This is a genomic window from Hymenobacter sp. UYAg731 (assembly GCF_054061335.1).
In genome coordinates this window covers 862,060-879,392 of record NZ_JBSSEC010000004.1, presented here as the reverse complement: position 1 = coordinate 879,392, position 17,333 = coordinate 862,060, and the positions used below count along the sequence as shown (strand labels likewise).

The window sequence follows — 17,333 nt, the reverse complement described above, 5'->3', positions numbered from 1 at the left end:
GAGAGTCGGTCGCCGCCAACCTTTTACAAAGGAAAATCCTCCCGTGGATGCTTTCACCAGCACCCGCGGGAGGATTTTTGCTGTACCCCACCGGCCGGTGACCGTACGGATGTACTTTTGTCCCCTTATTCCCTTTTTATATTATTTGTGCAAGTCTCTCCCGCACGTCATAGTCGAAGTATAGATTGGGTCACGGTATTGCTCTATGTAATATTGGTTGGGATTGGTTGGGGTTGTATTTATGCATCGAGTTATTCGCCGGATGCACCAGCAAACCCTTTGAGCAATTTAAGCTTCGATAAGCTGATGGCTTTTAACTGGTTCAAGCAATTGTTGTGGATTGGGACGGCTGTTATGTTAATTGTCGTTTTACTGGTTGTGGATTATAAAGCATACGATACGCTGGCTTATGCTTTATATGCCGGGATGATTGTGCTACTGTTGGTTACCATGGTGGTGGCGCGGCCAATTGCTGGGTCGCGCTCCTGGCTTGAATTGGGACCAGTGAGACTGCAACCGGCAGAGTTTGCAAAATTTACGACTGCGTTGGCGGCTTCACGCTTTATGGCGAGTACTAACCTGCGGTACCAGGATTGGCGGGACCAGTTGGTATTGGCGGGGATTACCTTGCTGCCACCATTACTTATTGTAGCGTCGAACGAATCGGGGCAGGCATTGGTGTTTGGGGCGCTACTGCTGGCTTATTTCCGGGAGGGTATGTCGCCGTTAATTTTACTTCTGCTGGCAGTGGCGGGTGTTGTGTTGGTACTGGCTTTGGTGGTGCCAAAAATATGGCTAGTGGCGTCATTTACGGTCATGCTGCTGGCTGTATTGGGATTGAATAGACGAATTTTGAGACACCACCTGCCGCTAGCAATTGGGGTGTGGGTGGCCGTTATTGGCATGGTAGTGGGGGTGGATTTCTTTTATAACCACGTATTACAGCCCCACCAGCGGCAGCGAATCGAAATACTTATTAACCCGTCTTCGGACCCATTGGGGAAGGGATGGAACGTGACTCAGAGCAAGATTGCCATTGGGTCAGGAGGATTGGTGGGGAAAGGGTTTCTGCAGGGGACGCAGACTAAATTTGATTTTGTGCCTGAGCAGAGTACCGATTTTATTTTCTGCACGGTTGGGGAAGAGTTTGGCTGGATTGGTAGTGCAGTGGTAATCGGGCTTTATCTGACGTTGTTGTGGCGCATTATTTATGTGGCTGAACGGCAAAAATCTGTGTTTGGGCGCACATACGGGTATTGCGTGGCCAGTGTGCTGTTCTTCCATATCACGGTGAATATGGGCATGACGATGGGTCTGGCTCCGGTGGTGGGAATTCCGTTGCCATTTTTCAGCTACGGAGGGTCTTCGTTGTGGTCGTTTACCATTCTATTGTTTAGCCTGCTGGCGCTGGATGCTTACCGTAAGCAGGATTTGGTACGCTGATGAGGAACGCACGCGTGCCGGGCTGGGTGTGGGCGGTACTGGTGGGCGCTCACGTCCTGACATTGGCGTGGGTTCTGCACCAAGGAAACTGGTCCTTCGTGGATACCGGGCGCTACATGCAGGCGGCGCAGAACCTATGGCAGCACGGGGAGCTTTATGCCCGGCCCTGGCCTGTAATGGCACCTCGTGGGCAAGCAGTGCAGGAGTTCACGATTCGACCGGCTGGTTATCCGCTGGTGATATTGGGACTGGGAGGGAGCGGTGGGCACCCGGCAATGCTGCTAGTGGTTCAGAACATGCTTAGTCTGCTGAACCTTGGGCTGGTTCTGCGATGGTGGGCTCGGTGGGCATGTCCAAGCTCCCGGGATTGGGCGCTGGCAGTGGTGGCCGTGCTGACTTTCCCGGCTCAATTCATTTATGCGAGTGCCGTGATGAGCGAAACGCTGCTGCAAACGGCGGTGCTTGGCATTGCTGTCGCGGCTTTAGCGTTTATTAAGTTGCCCCGAATGCGATACTGTGCGGGCGTGGTAGGGAGCGTGGTTGCTGCTTTGCTGCTAAAGCCGGTTTTTTATCCGTTGGCTTTGGGGATTGCGATACTGGCCGTGGTAGTGGGATGGCGCTATCGCCGGCCAGCGGTGGCGGCTATTGGCTTTGTGCCGGTGCTGGTGGTAGGGTTGTATATGCTGTGGAATGAGCAGCGAACGGGGTACTTTCATTTCTCCAGCATTGCGGAAATAAACTTGCTACAGTACAATGCCGCAGGCGTATTGCGGCAAATTGCTGGGCCGGAGGTGGAAGAAAAATGGGTGACCCAGGTACTAGACCAAGCGAATGCGACGCCGGATTTTGCGACGCGGCAGCATTTTATTCAGGCCCAGGCGGGGGCAATGCTGACCGCGCACATTGGCCTGTATGCGCGGCAGCACGCGCAGGGGATGGTGGCGTTGTTCCTGGACCCGGGCCGGTTCGATTTGAGCCAGCTTCTGGGCTGGCCCTCACCCGCCGGGGGCGGCTTGCTGACGCAGGCGCGGCAGGGCCGGCTATGGCAGGCTGCCACCAGCCTGCCCTGGGGGCAATTGGGCCTGTTGGGAGTGCTATTGCTCGCGAACGTAGCCCGGGTAGTATTTGCCGTGCGCGGCTTCCGTCGGTTGCAATGCGGCAGTCCTGCTGTGCGCTACGGGCGCTGGGTGGCAGTGGGGCTATTGCTGTACGTGGCAACCCTGACCGGGCCATTGGGGGCGGCGCGGTTTCTGGTGCCCGTATGGCCTCTGTTGCTGGCGCTGGTACTGGCAGGGCTCAGGTGGGCACAGCCAACACCGCTAATTCACGAAGGCTAGCCGGGATGCGGCTAGCCTTCGTGAATTAAAAAAAAAACGACTCGACACGGGCAAGCGTCGGGCGTATTGCTAAGCGAATTTGCGCTCAATCAGCTTTAGGAGCTTGTTGACGTGTTCTTCTTTGCGGCTCCAGTCGTAGCGCTGTGAGAGGTCGGTGGTGACGTAAGCACGGGCCTGGTCGATGGTGGGCAGGGAATCGAGGTGCTGGATGGCGGCGTGGTAATCCATGTTTTCACCATTAAACAACTCATTGATGAAGCTGAAACGCTGGTTGATGGAAATGGCTTCGCGCAGGGTGTCAACTTTAGGGCCGGCGCGTTCGGCCAGCGAAGCGGGGGCTGCCGTGGCCCGGAGGGTTTCGGCCAAAAGAGGTGTGCCTTGCTGGCCGGCCTTTAGCTTTTCGTGCAGGGGGACGCTGGCCGAGTCGGCATCTGACAACGGGCGGGCCGGGGCTTTGGCAGTGGGAACGGGATTGGGAGCAACTGGCATAAGTGGCGGTGGCAACTCTTCCTGGGGGGGCGCAACGAACGTGGGAGGTGCTACCGAAGCCGGAGTTGGGGCCGGAACCGGTGCCGGGGTGGCAACAGGTGCTTCAGCCCGCAAAGGCGCTGTAGCTGCGGATACCGGGCCATCCTCGAGCAGGTCGGCGGTGGTGAGGGGCAGCAGGGCGCTGAGCTCGGTGACGAGCCGCTGCATGGACTGATGCGCCTTGTAGTTGGCGGCGTGATAGAGCTCGAACCGATGCGCGAGAAAATCGCGGCTGAGGTCGTCGCTAACGGGTAGGCTGTCGACAAACCCTTGGTAAAAAGCTTTGTCGATGTCAAAATAACGCAGGTTGTCGCGCAGCCCAGCCAAGGCCGGCGTTGCGGCATTGCCGAGCAGCAGGCGCTGGAAGCTGCCTGCCGGGTCGGCCACAATGCCAAGGGTATCAGCCGCCGCCTGGGCCAGCAGGGGCTCAAAAGCCGCGCGGTTTAGGCCGATATGGCGCGAAAGGACATTCATGAACTGGGCGAGGGCCGCCTGCACGGGGGCGGCTTCAAAATCGAAATAGGTACTGCGCAGGCGTGCGGTTTCGGCCTGCCATTGGCCCAATAGCTGGCGGATAACCAATAAGTTGAGCTGGCGAACGGGCGTGAACTTGAGCACGGCCGGGCCGTCGAGGGTGGCGGTGGGCTGGGGGCCGAAATGCTGGTCGCAAAGCCGGGCAGCCAGGCGGCAGCCATACTGTACACACTTGGCGAGGCTATATTTGTCGTTCATAAAAAGGCCGGGTTTCGGTGGCCGAAGTTAGGCACAAATGCCCCTGTTGACGATTGAAAACTTGCCCGGTGCGGCCGTGAACGTACCTGCTGGCGCTACGTTGCTGGCGGCCCTGCAAGCCGCAGGCCACGACTGGATGCACGCCTGCGGAGCCAAAGGGCGCTGCACCACCTGCCGATTACAGCTGCGGGCAGGCCAGGAAAACCTGAGCCCGCTCACCGCTGCCGAGCTGCGCTACCAGGCCGCCGGCCGCCTGCTGCCCGATGAGCGCCTGACCTGCCAGGCCCAACTGCTCGCGGGCGAGGCCACCGGCCGGGTGCCCGAGGCCACTAAATTACCCCATGTACGATACGGCGAAGGACCAGCCGCCAATTAACCAAAATATTGGCTGTCCCGCGCTGATGGGAAAGGCAGGCGGTCAGCGTGTTTGCTGGTGCGGGGCCGGGGCGGGCGCAAACGTTGGGCGTTGACCTTGACAGTTCGTTCCTAACTTTAGGATTCAAAACCACCCAAGCCCGCCCGTATTTTGTTTATTGAACCTCGCGTCGGAAACCGCCACAATGCCCCCCGCCGGGGCTGGATTGAAGTGGTGTGCGGCTCCATGTTTTCGGGCAAAACCGAAGAACTGATTCGCCGCCTCACCCGTGCCCGCATTGCGCGGCAGCGGGTCGAAATCTTTAAGCCCGCGCTCGATACCCGCTACCACGCCGAAGATGTGGTGAGCCACAATGCCGCCCGCATTCGTTCGACGCCGGTGGCCATTGCCTCGGAAATCCTGCTGCTCGCGGCCGGGTCCGACGTGGTGGGCATCGACGAAGGCCAGTTTTTCGACAGCTCGCTGGTGGATGTGTGCGAGCAACTGGCCAATAACGGCACCCGCGTCATCGTGGCCGGCCTCGATATGGACTACCTGGGGCGGCCCTTCGGCCCCATGCCGGCGCTGTTGGCCACGGCCGAATTCGTGACCAAGGTGCATGCCGTGTGCGTGTGCTGCGGCGAAATAGCTTCGTATTCTTACCGGATTGTGGCCAGCGCCAGCCAGGTGTTGCTGGGCGAAACAGACTCCTATGAAGCGCGCTGCCGGCCGTGTTTCCTGGAAGGGATGCAAGCCAGGGAGACTCCGCCGGAAGCCCGCTCGGCCGCTACGCACTAAATTTCGGGGTGCAGCGTTGGCAACGGCAGCCTCGCTGCTTCCTATCCTTACTTTGAGCTTTTGCTGAGCGTATGTCCCACTTTTTCCGTTGTTTGTTTGGGTTAGCCGGGTTGGTTTTGTGGGCGGGTGCCGCCTCGGCCCAAAACACGGCCGGCTACGGCGACTGGCAGTTGCACCTTCCCACTAACCACCCCGTATTGCTGGCCGATGCCGGCAACCGGCTATACGTGGCCACGGAAAACAACTTCTATTTTCTGGATAAGAAGCAGGCCACTACGCAGGTGCTTTCGCGCCGCGACGGCCTGAATGATGTGGGCGTAACTGCGCTGGCCTACGACTCGGTGACGCAACAAACGGTGCTGGGATATCTCAATGCCAATATCGACGTCCTCCGGCCCGATGGCAGCGTGCGCAACCTGAACGATGTGATGCGCAAAATAGCGCAGGGAGGAATTCAGGTCGGTAACAGACCCATCAACCGCATATCCATTGGCAATGGTAAGGCGTATGTATCGGCCAGCTTTGGCGTGGTCGTCATTGATTTGCTCAAGCTGGAAATAACCGACACGTACAGCAGCATTGGCCCGGGCGGCGCAATCGTGAGCGTGTATGATGCCGTCTCGACGGGCGGTTACCTGTATCTGGCTACTTCGGCGGGTTTGTTGCGCGGAGCGCTCAACACAAACTTGCTGGACTACAACAACTGGACGGTTTCCCTGCCGGTGCCTTTGGTGGCCAACCGGCCGGTGTACCGGCTGCTGGCCGCGTATGAGGGCCAGGTGTATGCTGCGGTGGATAACTCAGGCCTTTACAAGTATACGCCCGCCGCCTGGCAGCTGGTGCCTGGCAGCTATTCGGTCGGGTTCAACAACCTGCGAACCAGCAGCAGCGGCGTGTTTATTATTGACGATGGCGGCGTGCGGCGGGTAGACAGCAACGGCGTGACTACCGTGGTGCCCGCGCCGGCCGGCACCGCCGACGCGGTGCGTGCGCGCGATGGCAGCTATTACGTTGCCAATTATTCCAAAGGCTTGTTGCGGGTGCAGGCCGGGACCGGTACTGTCACCGAGTCGTTCGTGGCCAATGGCCCGGCGAGTAACTTGGCCTTCAGCGTGCTGGCCGATGCGCGGACGAACATTGTTGACATTTTTACGGGCCGGTATGGGGAGCGGTACGATGTGTCGGGTTACCGGGCTGGTTTCTACGAGTATAACGCGGGACAATGGACCAACTTCGACGCTACCAATTATCCCAATCCAACGGATTATCCCAACCCAATCAGCCCGGTGCGGGGCACCCGCACACCAGACGGCAAGCTCTACGTTGGCCATTTTAACGGCGGCCTGCTGGAGTGGGAGGGGCCGGGCAAGTTCCGGCAGTTTGGCGTAGGCAAGCCGTCGGGCAGCCCGTTGCTGGGCACGTTTGGCGACCCCACCCGCGTGGATATCACCGACCTGGCCTCAACTGCCGATGGCAAGGTGTGGGTGGTGAACCGGCATCTGCTGCCGGGTACTTCGGGCCTGTTCCTGCTGGACCCGGCCACCACCACGTGGCAAACCACACCGTATGCATTTGGCATGGAAGCGCTGGAGCGCATCGCACTGGATGACAATGGGTATGTATGGGTGTCGGTATCGCGCAAGCCCACTGCCACCGGGGCGGCCATTGGCCTGTACGCCGTAGACCCCAACGCCGCTTCCGGCAATGCGCCGCGCCTGTTCAGCACCGCTGCCGGCCTGCCCGATAACCAGATTTACGAGCTGGTGAAAGACCGGCGCGGCTACATCTGGGCGGCCACCATCAAGGGCGTGGCCCTGTTTAATGACCCGAGCGGGCCGTTCCTGTCGGCGGCCGGGTTCACGCTGCCGGTGGTGCGGCGCGGAGAAGGCACGGGCTTTCCGGCGCTGTTCAGCGAAGCCGTGCGGACGCTGGCCGTTGATGGGGCCGACCGCAAATGGTTCGGGACCGATAATGGCCTGTGGCTGTTCAGCCCCGATGCCGACGAGGCGCTGCTGCATTTCACCACTGCCAACAGCCCCTTGCCGTCCAACCGCATCGTGGACGTGAAGGTGAACGACAAAACCGGCGAAGTATGGGTGGCCACCGATGCCGGCGTGGTGGCCTATCGGGGCTCGGCCACCGTGACCGAAGGCGAGCCCCACTGCACGGCCGCATTTCCTAACCCGGTACGGCCCGATTTTCAGGGCACCGTAGGCATCAGTGGCCTGGCCAATAACGCCTTGGTGAAAATTACCGACGTGGCGGGGCACCTCGTGTACGCCACCACGGCTACCGGCGGGGCCGTTACCTGGAACCTGACCATGCCCGATGGCCAGCGCGTGCGCTCGGGCATTTACCTCGTGCTGTCATCGGATGCCGACGGCAAAAACGGTTGCGTGAGCAAAGTAGCCGTCCTTAGCAAATGAGCGCAGAATGGGTGGAATGTGGGAATGTGCGTACTGCCATTAGCAAGCCAATTGAAAACCTGCCTACCCTCCCTTTGCCCCATTAAATAGCATGCTGATTAAGACGCGGGGCATTGTCCTCAATTACCTTAAATACCGCGAAACGAGCATTATTGCGCGGGTGTACACCGAGCGGTTGGGCGTGCAGACCTACGTAGTGAACAGCGTGCGCAAGGCCAAGCCGCCGGGGCGCATTGCCCTGTTTCAGCCCTTCACGCTGCTGGAGCTGGTAGCCTATGTGGCCCGGGGCAGCGGCGGCCTCACCCGGCTGTCGGAATTCCGGTGCGCCGAGCCTTTCCAGACGCTGCCCTACGATGTGCATAAGAGCAGCGTGGTGCTGTTTCTGTCGGAAGTAGTGGGCCGGGCCGTGCGCGAGGAAGAGCAGAACGAACCCCTGTTTCAGTTTCTGCACGATTCCATTCTGGACTTTGACCGGCAAGCGGCGGGCAGCGAGAATTTTGCGCTGGCGTTTCTGCTGCAATTGGCGGCTTATCTGGGTTTTGGCATCAGTTCTGGGGCTGAGCTAACGGACCAGGTAATTATGGCCGGCCACGCGGCCACCGCCAAAGGCGTGACTGGCCCGGCCACGTTGCGCCTGCACGAGTTCGATGGCTATTTTGACGAGCTGCTGCGCGACCCCGCCACCAGCACCATTCCCAACGGCCGCGTGCGCCACGAGCTGCTGAACGTGCTCATTCGCTACTACCAGCTGCACGTAGAGCAGATGGGCGAAATTCGCTCCCTCGAAATCCTGTCGCAGGTACTCAACTAAGCAGTCAGGCCTTTGTTTGCAGGAAACCAGTTGCCCGTGGGACATCCTGATTTCCTGCAAACAAAGGCCTGAAGTTCTTCAAATATAACGAGTTATTTGAAGTCAACCAGCTCCACCTCGAAGCGGAGCACGGCGTTGGCGGGAATGTCGGCGCCGGCACCGCGCGGGCCATAGGCCAGGGGCGACGGGATGAGCAACACTGCTTTGCTGCCCTTGTTGAGCATGGCAATGCCCTGGTCCCAGCCCGGAATGACCTGGCCCTGGCCCAGCACAAAGGAAATGGGCTCATTGCCGTGTTTGGCCGAAGAGTCGAACTCCTGGCCCGTGGCCAGCACCGTACCCCGGTAAAGCACGCGCACGGTCTGGCCGGTTTTGGGCGACAGGCCGGTGCCGAGCTTCTTGAAGATGTAGTAGGTGCCGCCCGGCGTTTTTTTTGCCGTGGCCTTGTTCTTGGTCAAATAAGCCTGAATGGTGGCTACGTCCTTGGTCATTTGGGCTGCCGCCAGCGCTTTGCCCTGCCGAGCGTTTTCTTCCTGTAGCTTCTGCTGGCGGGCCGTCATTTCGGCCATTGTAACCAGTTCGCGGGCGCTGGCCAGCACCACCAGCGTGTTGCCGCTCCGGCGCAGAAACGGCGGCACGGGCTGGCGGAAAGTCTTCGCAAACACCGTATCGGCCGGGAAGCGGAAAATGGCGCTGTCGCCGGGCAGTAGCAGGCCCAGGGCTTCCTCCAGGCCGCCCGGAGTTGCCTGCGCGGGCAGGGCCACCGGCTGGGGCAGCGGCTGCATCTGGCGCGAGTTCATGAGCACCGAATCGCGGCCCGTGCGGAATTCCATGAACACTGTGAGCACCTGGCCGGCGCGGCTGGCGTAGGGTGCATCGGTGGGGGCCAGGGCGCGGGGCTGGTAGCGCCCGGCGGCATCTTTGCGGAAAAGACGGTACTCCGTGCCCGTGGGCAGGCGGGAAAAGCCAGTGGCCGGGGCCTGCGCGCGCGCCGGTTGGGCCAAACTAAACAAGGTGCCGAATGCGGCAAAAATCAGGTTTCGCATTATTTTTAAGCAAGATTCGGGAAGGGCAAGCTGCGGAATTAGGGCTTACCGTGCGCTCAACACCTGCAACTCAAAGACCAGGTCGGTATTGGGAGGAATCAGATAGCGGGAATCATCGTCGGGGTCGCGCACGCCGGCCGCGCCGTAGGCCAAGGCTGCCGGGATGGAGGCGCGCACCCGGGAGCCCACGGGCAGCAGGGGCAACAAATCATCCCACCCCGCGATGACTTCCTTGCGGCCCACCCGAAACCGCACCGGCCCACCCGAGGCGGCCGTGGCATCAAAAATATGCCCATCGGGCAGGAAGCCGGTGTAGCGCACGGCCACGCGCTGGCCGGGCTTTGGCAGCGGCCCCGCGCCGCGCTCCCGAAAAACAAAGCGCACCCCGCCCGGCGTAAACTGCGGAGCGAGGTGCGCGGTGTCGGGGCTGGCCCCGGCGGCGGGAGCGGTGGGCATAGTGGGTACGACCGGCTTGGGGCTGGCCTGAGCCAGCGCAGCCGGGCCACCAAGCGTCAACAGGAGCAGTAGGCCGCCCATTCCCCATCCAATGCCCGTGGTGCCGTGCATAAGCGAAATGCTTAGAGTACTTCGAGAATTTCCACGTCAAACATCAGGGCCGCGTCGGCGGGGATGGTGGCTGAGCTAGTGGAGCCATAAGCCAAGTAGGAGGGCAGGAGCAGTAGCTTCCGGTCGCCCTGACGCATCAGCAGCAGGCCTTCATTGAACCCGGGTACGTTGGACGCGCTGCCAACCGTGAACACCAGGCAGCCACACTTGGTATGGTTCTCGGAGGAATTGTCGAACACGGTGCCCTGTAGAATGCCGGGATTGCCGTACGAAGCAGGGTAGCCGGTGGAAGCCGGATGTGCGCCGGTGCTCAAAAATCGTCCGATGTACTTTACGCGCACCTGCTTGCCCGTGGTGATGGGCGTGCCGGTACCCGCCACGCTATCCACTACGTACAGGCCGGAATTGGTGCGGTGGGCTTTCTTCAGCAGGTTATGCTTGTCCAGATACTTGTGAATCGTGTCCTCATCGATGGCCTTTAGCTGATTCTGGTGCTCGGCCAGCTGCTTCTGATAGGTGGTTTGCGAGTTACAGCTCCAGAGGGCCGGAGCGGCCAGTAGCAGGCAGGCGGCCAGCACCCAATGGTGTGCGCGGAGCAGGGGGTTATTCATGGCGAAGAGGATAAAAAGATTCCGACCAACGGAGCCCGGGCAGCAATGCTGCGCCGCCCGTTGGCCGGAATCCGGCACTACTAAGAAAGATTATTGAACGTCAACTAGTTCCACCTCGAAGCGCAGGGGCGCATTGGCGGGAATGTCGGCCCCGGCGCCACGGGTGCCGTAGGCCAGCGGCGAAGGAATGAGCAGGATAGCGCGGCTGCCCTTGTTGAGCAGGGCAATGCCCTCGTCCCAGCCCGGAATCACGGCACCCTGGCCGAGGGGGAAGTCAATCGGCTTGCCGGCTTTGTCCGACGAGTCGAACTGCTTGCCGCTGAGCAGCGTGCCATTGTAGTTCACGCTCACGGTCTGGCCGGCTTTGGGCATAGCGCCGGTGCCGGGCTTCAGCACCTGATAGTAAACACCCGAGGGCGTTTTCTGCACCGTCAGGCCGTTTTTCTTGATGTATTCCTGCAACACGGCATCGTCCTTTTTCAGCTGGGCCTGCACGGCCGGCTCGGCCATGGCCTTCGCCTGGGCATCCTTCTGGGCTTGCATCTGCTTAGCGTACTCGGGCGAAGCCATGCGCTGCTTCATCTGAGCAGCCTGGGCGCGCTTTTGCAGCTCCGGCTGCATGGCCTGAGCTTCGGCCTGAGTGATGAGTTTGTCGGTGGTCGACACGAACATCTGCACTACGTTGCCGCCTTTGCGCAAGAACGGGGGCACCGGCTGGCCCGACTTGGGCTTAATCAGCGAATCGACCTGGAAGCGGAACACGCCGCTGTCGCCGGGCTGGAGCATGGATAGTGCCTCGTCGGGCATGCCTTTCTGCTTGAGCTCCTGCAGGGGCAGGGGTACGGGCAGGCCCACGTCGCGGCGGGTGTTCTGGAGCACCGAGTCCTTGCCGGTGCGGTACTGCATGTTGCCCAGCAGGAACTTGCCCACGCGGTCCTTGTAGGTCGGGTCGCCGTCGGGGCCGATTTCGCGCCGCTCGTAGCTGGTGCCGACTTTCTTAAAAATCTTGTACTCGATGCCGGACTTGGTCTTGGCAAAGTCACCCCCGCCTTTGTTGCAGGCGGTGAGGGAAGCGAAGCTCAGCACGCCGGCCGCCAGGGCCAGCTGCCGCGCAGAGCGGGAGGTAAAACGCATGAAAATTAAAAAAGTGAGGGTCAGATACGGTTCAAAGTTACGCCACCGGCGGCGCTACGGCAGCGGGCACCCCCGTTAATTGCTCCTTATACTCGGGCAGGATGCCAAGGAAGCGCTCCACGGTTGCATCGAGAGGCAGGTAGCTGATGCCGCCGGAGGCATTGTGGTGCCCGCCACCGTCGAAATGCTTGCGCGAAAAGTTGCTCACGGAGAAGCTGCCCACCGAGCGGAAAGAAATTTTGACGGCCACGCCCCGGTCAATGAAAACCGCCGCGAAAACGATGCCCTCGATGCTCAGCGCGTAGTTTACCAGGCCTTCGGTGTCGCCGGTTTTGCTCTGGTACTGGCGCAGCTCGTCCTGCGTGATGGCGATGTAGGCGGTGTTAAACTCGCGGTTAACCACCAGCTTGTCTTTCAGAATGAAGCCCAGGAAGCGCAGTCGGATTTCAGAATGCGAATCGTAGATGCGGCGGTGTACCGACGATAAGTCGATGTTGACCTTGAGCAGCTCGGCAATAATCAAATGCACGTTGCGCGAGGTGCTGGGGTGGCGGAACGAGCCCGTATCGGTCATGATGCCCGCGTACAGCGCCTCGCCCATGCCCTTGGTGATGAGGTCCTGGTCGCCCAGGTCGCGGATGATTTCAAAAATCAGCTCGGCCGTGGCCGCCGCCGTGGGCACCGAAAACGTGATGTCGGCAAAGTCCTCGGGCTCCTGGTGGTGGTCGACCAGCACCTTGGTGGCGCTGGCTGTCCGGATGTACTCGCCCAGCTCATTGATGCGGCCCAGGCAGCTAAAATCGAGGCAGCAGATGACTTCGGCGCGGGCGATGAGGTCGCGCACCTGGCGGTCGTTCTGGCGCTTGTCGTAAATAACTACCTCGTCGTTGCCCTCCATCCAATTGAGGAAGGCCGGATAATCGGACGGGGTGACCACCGTGACGTGGTGGCCTTTCTGCTTAAGATAACCGGCCCAGGCCAGCGACGAGCCCAGCGCGTCGGCGTCGGGCTTGTGGTGGGTGGTAATAACAACCTGTTTGGGCTGCGCCAGCAATGCTTGCAGCGCGGAAATGGAACTAGACATCGACAACGTGAATGGCCCGGAAACGGAACTGAGGGCCGGTGGCTTACGAATAATTGGGGCGGCAAAAGTCGGCATAAATCCGTTCCCAACAACGCACTCCCCCCGGAAGGTTCTCTTCAAGTATCTCAACTGCCGGCCGGACCCGGCCAAAGCAACCCGTGGGCTTTGTCGCTACTTTTGTGGCTCAATACGTTTTTTCAACATTCAATTTCCCCCGACCAACGCAATGGCCACCAACCGCACATTCACGATGATTAAGCCCGATGCCGTTCAGGAAAACCACATTGGTGGTATCCTGAGCATGATTGAGGCCGGCGGCTTCCGCATCGTGGAGCTCCAGAAAATCAACCTCAGCGCCGAGCGCGCCGGCGAGTTCTACGCCGTGCATGCCGAGCGTCCGTTCTACAACGACCTCGTGAAATACATGTCGAGCGGCCCCATCGTGGCGGCTATTCTCGAAAAAGAAAATGCCGTGGCTGACTTCCGCACCCTCATCGGTGCTACCAACCCGGCCAACGCCGAGGACGGCACCATCCGGAAAAAGTACGCCAAGAGCATCGAAGCCAACGCCGTCCACGGCTCGGACTCGGACGAAAACGCCCAGATTGAAGGCGAATTCTTCTTCGGCACCAAGTAGTCCCGGCTGCCGCAGGACAGTAAAAAGCCCGCTCTGCATGCGCAGAGCGGGCTTTTTCTTTATACCAAAAACAGACTGTTTTTATACCAATCTTATATTGTTGAGCTTAGTTATGCTTGCTCAATGGACAGTAGCGGCTCGATGTGTGCGGTGTCCTCCGCCGGCTGGGTGGTGTGCTTGTGTTTGAAGATAAGCACGAACAGCACCGCGATAGCCAGCGAGTAGCCCGCAAACGTGAGCCAGATGCTGTGCCAGTCCTTCACGCCATTGGCATCGGTGAAGTAGTGCTGGATGATGAGGCCGCTGAGCGAGCTGCCCAGCACGGCCCCGAAGCCGTTGGTCATCATCATAAACAAGCCCTGCGCGCTGGCCCGGATGCTGGGCTGGGTCTGGGTTTCGACGAACAGCGAGCCCGAAATGTTGAAGAAGTCGAAGGCCATGCCGTACACGATGCACGAGAGGATAATCATCCAGAGGCCCTGGCCGGGGTTGCCGTAGGCGAACAGGCCGAAGCGCAGCACCCAGGCCACCATGCTGAACAGCATCACCTGCTTGATGCCGAAGCGGCGCAGGAAGAATGGAATGGCCAAGATGAACAGCGTTTCGGAAATCTGCGAGATGGACATGATGATGGCCGGGTGCTTCACCGTGAGAGTGTCCTGGTAGGCCGGGGTTTTGTCGAAATCGTGCAGGAAAGTATCGCCGTAAGCGTTGGTGAGTTGGAGGGCAGCGCCGAGCAACAGGGCAAAAATGAAGAAGGTAGCCATCTTGCGGTCGCGCAGCAGGGCGAAGGATTTGAGGCCGAGAATTTCGACCAGGCTCTGGCTGGAAGAATTGGACGACTGCGGGGGGCACTTAGGCAGCGTGAAGGAATACAGGCCCAGCAGGATGGCGGCCCCGGCGGCCACGTAAAATTGGTTGGGTGATTTCTCAAAGCCGAGCAGGCTAACGGTCCACAGCGCCACGATGAAGCCGATGGTGCCCCACACGCGGATGGGCGGGTAGTCCTTCACCACATCGAGCCCTTCGGTTTTCAGCACCGAAAACGACACCGCAATGGACAGCGACAGCGTGGGCATGTAGAAAATCATGTTCAGCAGCATCACCCAGAACATGGTGGTCGGGTCGCCCACCATGGGGATGGTGAGCAGCACGATGCCGCCTAGAATGTGCAGAATACCGTAGAGCTTTTCCGCATTCACGTACTTATCGGCCACAATGCCCATGAGCGAGGGCATGAAGATGGAAGCAATGCCCATGGTCGAGAAAATAGCCCCAAACTGGGCACCAGACCATTGCTTCGTTTGAAACCAATAAGCGCCAATCGTAATCAGCCACGAGCCCCAGATGAAGAACTGGAGGAAACTCAGGATGGTAAGGCGCAGCTTCGTATTCATGCGGGAACGGGGCAAAAGGGGGTGGGATAAGATAAATGCAAGCGCGGCGCACGGCCCGCGACCGTCAAAGATAAATAAAAAAGCTCCTGCAAAGCGGAGGTACTTGTAACGGCTGAACAGAGCGCCGGCGGGTTGCTGAAGTGCCAGCGCGGGAGTTGGGTGCAAGTGCGCGGGTCGGTGCTGAAACGTGTTGTTTATTGCGGTTGGGACGGCCTCCGTTCCCGCATTCAATGCGTCTTATGAAAACAGTTTTTCCCTGGCGGGGTGCCATTGCGGCGGCTCTGCACTACACGGCTGCCTTTTTGCTCACCACCTTGGTGCATGAGTTGGGCCATGCCTTGGTGTCGAAGCACCTGGGCGGGCAGCCCATGCTCTACAATACGCACGTCGAAAACCTAGCCCAGCACCTGCCGGCCAGCACCGAGGTAGCTATTGCGCTGGCCGGGCCTCTTCTCAGCTTGGTGCAGGGCATTGGGTTTCTGAGCTGGGCGTGGAGCCAGCGGGGTGCCGGCGATTCGGCTTTGTGGCGGCTCTATCTGGGGTTGTTCGGCCTCATTAACTTTATGGGTTACCTGCTGATTGGGCCAATGGTGCCTTACGGTGATATTGGCCAGGTAGAAGCCAACTGGCAGTTGCCCATCTGGGCCACCGTGGGGGTGGCCGTAGTGGCGGGATTTGGGGTGCAGTGGGTGGTGGGCCGGACGGCCTCGTTGTTCCTTGATTTTGGCCTGGGCAGCCTCGCCCGCCCGCTACGGGGGCAGCTGATGCAGGGCCTGGTTGCCGTGCCGTGGCTGCTGGGCTCCATCCTGATAACTGCGCTGAGCTGGCCCTGGCCTACGCCCATTAGCCTGATTTATCCCATTATGAGCAATATGGTGCTGGGGGCAGCCTGGGGCAAAGCCATGGGCAGCCCTTACTCCGACGATGCTCCCGCGCCAGCTGCTCCACGCCTGAACCAACTGCACTTAGGCTGGGCGGTAGCCGCATTGGTGGTGGTGGGCACAGTGTTTCGGCTGCTGGCGGCCGGGGTGGCGCTATAAAGCATTAAAGCAAAAACCCCCCGGCTTTACAGGCCAGGGGGTTTGAATTTTCGCACCAGCTCAGAAAATCTGCGCTTGCAGCTTACGCTTCGTAAGTGGGCGAGAACGTGCCGGCGGGCTGGCCGTCGGCCGTGGGGTAGTCGGTGTAGCCGTCGGCGAAACCGTTGGGACCGGGGGCGTAGTAGGTAGCCTGGTCACTTTCGGCCAGGGGCAGGCCTTTTTCGAGGCGCTCTACCAGGTCGGGGTTCGAAATGAACGGGCGGCCGATGGCCACCAAGTCGGCTTTGCCTTCGAGAGCGGCGTCAATCTGGGCTACGGTGTTGTAGCCGCCGCTCAGGATGAGTGTGTTGGTAAACTTCTCGCGGATAGTAGCCACCGTTGCAGCCGGTACTGCCGGCGCGCCCATGGCTTCATGGTCGACAAGGTGCAGGTATACCACGCCGATTTTCTGCAGCTCCTCGGCCAGGTAGGCGTAGGTTTCGTCAATCTCGGGGTAGTTCGCCATGTCGTTGAACACGCCCCAAGGCGAGAGGCGAATGCCAGTGCGCTCGGCCCCAATGGCTTCGGCCACGGCTTTGGTTACTTCGAGCACGAAGCGGGCGCGGTTCTCAATGCTGCCCCCGTACTCGTCGGTGCGCTGGTTGCTGGCGGGGTTCAGGAAGGTTTCCAGCAGGTAGCCGTTGGCTCCGTGCAGTTCCACACCGTCAAAACCGGCTTCGAGGGCCAGCTTGGCGCTGTGTACGAACTCGTCGCGCACTTTAGCGATTTCTTCCAGTTTGAGGGCGCGGGGCGTGGGCTGGTCCTGCATCTGCTGCTGGTCGGTCCACATCTGGCCCTGGGCGGCTATGGCCGAGGGAGAAATGCCTTCGGCACCGTCGGGCAGGTTGAGGGGGTGGAACACGCGCCCGGCGTGCATCAGCTGCACGAAAATATGGCCGCCGTGGTGATGCACGGTTTCCGTGACGCGCTGCCAGTTGGTGACGTGGTCCTGGTTGAACAGGCCGGGAATGCGGGCATAGCCCAGGCCATTGGCCGAGGGCGAAACGCCTTCCGAGACGATGAGGCCGGCGGTGGCGCGCTGGCGGTAATACTCGGCCATCAGCTCGTTGGGCACGTTGCCCAGGGCGCGGCTGCGCGTCATGGGGGCCATTACGATGTGGTTGGCGAGGGTGAGGTTGCCGAGTTTGGCGGGCTCAAAAGCTTTGCTTGACATAAGTGCAGATGAAGTGACGGATTGCGCGGGCCGCCGGGTTTGATGAAGCGCGGTGATAAAGCAGGTACGTACACGAATTGTTTTCGACTGAGTTTAGCAACTTCACTGATAATAAAAAAAGGCCCGCCTCCGGTAGGAGACAGGCCTTTAGGGCAATGATATGAAATCGTTACG

The 17,333-nt window shown here is 60.1% G+C and carries 16 protein-coding genes; 8 read left to right on the top strand and 8 right to left on the bottom strand.

Going from position 1 to position 17,333, the window contains the following annotated elements; genetic code table 11:
* Positions 1–147: 147 nt before the first annotated feature.
* Positions 148–1,443, top strand: a complete 1,296-nt coding sequence (rodA, locus tag ACVWYF_RS15840; RefSeq protein WP_457069705.1) for a rod shape-determining protein RodA — start codon at positions 148–150, stop codon at positions 1,441–1,443.
* Between the two features lie 431 nt (positions 1,444–1,874).
* On the top strand, positions 1,875–2,780 hold the full coding sequence (locus ACVWYF_RS15835) for a hypothetical protein (protein WP_457069703.1): 906 nt from the start codon (positions 1,875–1,877) through the stop codon (positions 2,778–2,780).
* A gap of 69 nt (positions 2,781–2,849) precedes the next feature.
* On the opposite strand, the gene ACVWYF_RS15830 is transcribed toward ACVWYF_RS15835, so the two are convergent.
* Positions 2,850–4,040, bottom strand: coding sequence for a hypothetical protein (locus tag ACVWYF_RS15830; protein WP_457069701.1), 1,191 nt, complete (start codon positions 4,038–4,040; stop codon positions 2,850–2,852).
* A gap of 76 nt (positions 4,041–4,116) precedes the next feature.
* Between ACVWYF_RS15830 and ACVWYF_RS15825 the strand changes: the two genes are divergently transcribed.
* The 4 genes from ACVWYF_RS15825 to recO all read left to right on the top strand — a co-directional run bounded on the left by ACVWYF_RS15825 (position 4,117) and on the right by recO (position 8,430).
* Positions 4,117–4,416, top strand: a complete 300-nt coding sequence (locus ACVWYF_RS15825; RefSeq protein WP_457069699.1) for a 2Fe-2S iron-sulfur cluster-binding protein — start codon at positions 4,117–4,119, stop codon at positions 4,414–4,416.
* 150 nt (positions 4,417–4,566) lie between these two features.
* The gene (locus tag ACVWYF_RS15820; protein WP_457069697.1) at positions 4,567–5,193 is read left to right on the top strand and encodes a thymidine kinase; all 627 of its coding nucleotides are present in this window, start codon (positions 4,567–4,569) and stop codon (positions 5,191–5,193) included.
* A gap of 71 nt (positions 5,194–5,264) precedes the next feature.
* Entirely contained in the window at positions 5,265–7,619 is a 2,355-nt protein-coding gene (gene porZ, locus ACVWYF_RS15815) for a type IX secretion system anionic LPS delivery protein PorZ (RefSeq protein ID WP_457069695.1), read from the top strand.
* 91 nt (positions 7,620–7,710) lie between these two features.
* Positions 7,711–8,430 (top strand): DNA repair protein RecO, encoded by a 720-nt coding sequence (gene recO, locus ACVWYF_RS15810; protein WP_457069693.1) that lies wholly within the window; start codon positions 7,711–7,713, stop codon positions 8,428–8,430.
* Positions 8,431–8,522: 92 nt separating this feature from the next.
* On the opposite strand, the gene ACVWYF_RS15805 is transcribed toward recO, so the two are convergent.
* The 5 genes from ACVWYF_RS15805 to ACVWYF_RS15785 form a co-directional block, all read right to left on the bottom strand.
* Positions 8,523–9,476, bottom strand: coding sequence for an FKBP-type peptidyl-prolyl cis-trans isomerase (locus ACVWYF_RS15805; RefSeq protein WP_457069691.1), 954 nt, complete (start codon positions 9,474–9,476; stop codon positions 8,523–8,525).
* A 45-nt stretch (positions 9,477–9,521) separates the two neighbouring features.
* Complete coding sequence (locus tag ACVWYF_RS15800) at positions 9,522–10,043, bottom strand: FKBP-type peptidyl-prolyl cis-trans isomerase (protein ID WP_457069689.1); 522 nt, start codon at positions 10,041–10,043, stop codon at positions 9,522–9,524.
* A gap of 11 nt (positions 10,044–10,054) precedes the next feature.
* Complete coding sequence (locus ACVWYF_RS15795) at positions 10,055–10,654, bottom strand: FKBP-type peptidyl-prolyl cis-trans isomerase (protein ID WP_457069687.1); 600 nt, start codon at positions 10,652–10,654, stop codon at positions 10,055–10,057.
* 90 nt (positions 10,655–10,744) lie between these two features.
* A complete protein-coding gene (locus ACVWYF_RS15790; protein WP_457069685.1) occupies positions 10,745–11,788 on the bottom strand; it encodes an FKBP-type peptidyl-prolyl cis-trans isomerase in 1,044 nt (347 codons plus the stop codon).
* A gap of 37 nt (positions 11,789–11,825) precedes the next feature.
* A complete protein-coding gene (locus tag ACVWYF_RS15785) occupies positions 11,826–12,872 on the bottom strand; it encodes a DHH family phosphoesterase (RefSeq protein WP_457069683.1) in 1,047 nt (348 codons plus the stop codon).
* Positions 12,873–13,098: 226 nt separating this feature from the next.
* Here ACVWYF_RS15785 and ACVWYF_RS15780 point away from each other — a divergent pair, with 226 nt between their 5' ends.
* A complete protein-coding gene (locus ACVWYF_RS15780) occupies positions 13,099–13,509 on the top strand; it encodes a nucleoside-diphosphate kinase (protein WP_457069681.1) in 411 nt (136 codons plus the stop codon).
* 110 nt (positions 13,510–13,619) lie between these two features.
* Here the strand turns inward: ACVWYF_RS15780 and ACVWYF_RS15775 are convergent, their stop codons facing one another.
* Positions 13,620–14,906: a nucleoside permease gene (locus ACVWYF_RS15775; protein WP_457069679.1), complete on the bottom strand. Its 1,287-nt coding sequence runs from the start codon at positions 14,904–14,906 to the stop codon at positions 13,620–13,622.
* Positions 14,907–15,145: 239 nt separating this feature from the next.
* On the opposite strand from ACVWYF_RS15775, the gene ACVWYF_RS15770 reads away from it, so the two are divergent.
* A complete protein-coding gene (locus ACVWYF_RS15770) occupies positions 15,146–15,946 on the top strand; it encodes a hypothetical protein (RefSeq protein ID WP_457069677.1) in 801 nt (266 codons plus the stop codon).
* Positions 15,947–16,028: 82 nt separating this feature from the next.
* On the opposite strand, the gene ACVWYF_RS15765 is transcribed toward ACVWYF_RS15770, so the two are convergent.
* Positions 16,029–17,159 carry an alkene reductase gene (locus ACVWYF_RS15765; RefSeq protein ID WP_457069675.1) on the bottom strand — a complete coding sequence of 377 codons (1,131 nt, stop codon included), beginning with the start codon at positions 17,157–17,159 and terminating at the stop codon, positions 16,029–16,031.
* Between the last annotated feature and the right edge of the window lie 174 nt (positions 17,160–17,333).

Coding starts and splice junctions, on each gene's coding strand:
- ACVWYF_RS15795 (WP_457069687.1), bottom strand. CDS start 10,654: ATGAATAACCCCCTGCTCCGCGCACACCATTGGGTGCTGGCCGCCTGC.
- recO (WP_457069693.1), top strand. CDS start 7,711: ATGCTGATTAAGACGCGGGGCATTGTCCTCAATTACCTTAAATACCGC.
- ACVWYF_RS15790 (WP_457069685.1), bottom strand. CDS start 11,788: ATGCGTTTTACCTCCCGCTCTGCGCGGCAGCTGGCCCTGGCGGCCGGC.
- ACVWYF_RS15830 (WP_457069701.1), bottom strand. CDS start 4,040: ATGAACGACAAATATAGCCTCGCCAAGTGTGTACAGTATGGCTGCCGC.
- ACVWYF_RS15785 (WP_457069683.1), bottom strand. CDS start 12,872: ATGTCTAGTTCCATTTCCGCGCTGCAAGCATTGCTGGCGCAGCCCAAA.
- ACVWYF_RS15765 (WP_457069675.1), bottom strand. CDS start 17,159: ATGTCAAGCAAAGCTTTTGAGCCCGCCAAACTCGGCAACCTCACCCTC.
- ACVWYF_RS15835 (WP_457069703.1), top strand. CDS start 1,875: ATGAGCGAAACGCTGCTGCAAACGGCGGTGCTTGGCATTGCTGTCGCG.
- ACVWYF_RS15780 (WP_457069681.1), top strand. CDS start 13,099: ATGGCCACCAACCGCACATTCACGATGATTAAGCCCGATGCCGTTCAG.
- porZ (WP_457069695.1), top strand. CDS start 5,265: ATGTCCCACTTTTTCCGTTGTTTGTTTGGGTTAGCCGGGTTGGTTTTG.
- ACVWYF_RS15805 (WP_457069691.1), bottom strand. CDS start 9,476: ATGCGAAACCTGATTTTTGCCGCATTCGGCACCTTGTTTAGTTTGGCC.
- ACVWYF_RS15770 (WP_457069677.1), top strand. CDS start 15,146: ATGAAAACAGTTTTTCCCTGGCGGGGTGCCATTGCGGCGGCTCTGCAC.
- ACVWYF_RS15800 (WP_457069689.1), bottom strand. CDS start 10,043: ATGCACGGCACCACGGGCATTGGATGGGGAATGGGCGGCCTACTGCTC.
- ACVWYF_RS15775 (WP_457069679.1), bottom strand. CDS start 14,906: ATGAATACGAAGCTGCGCCTTACCATCCTGAGTTTCCTCCAGTTCTTC.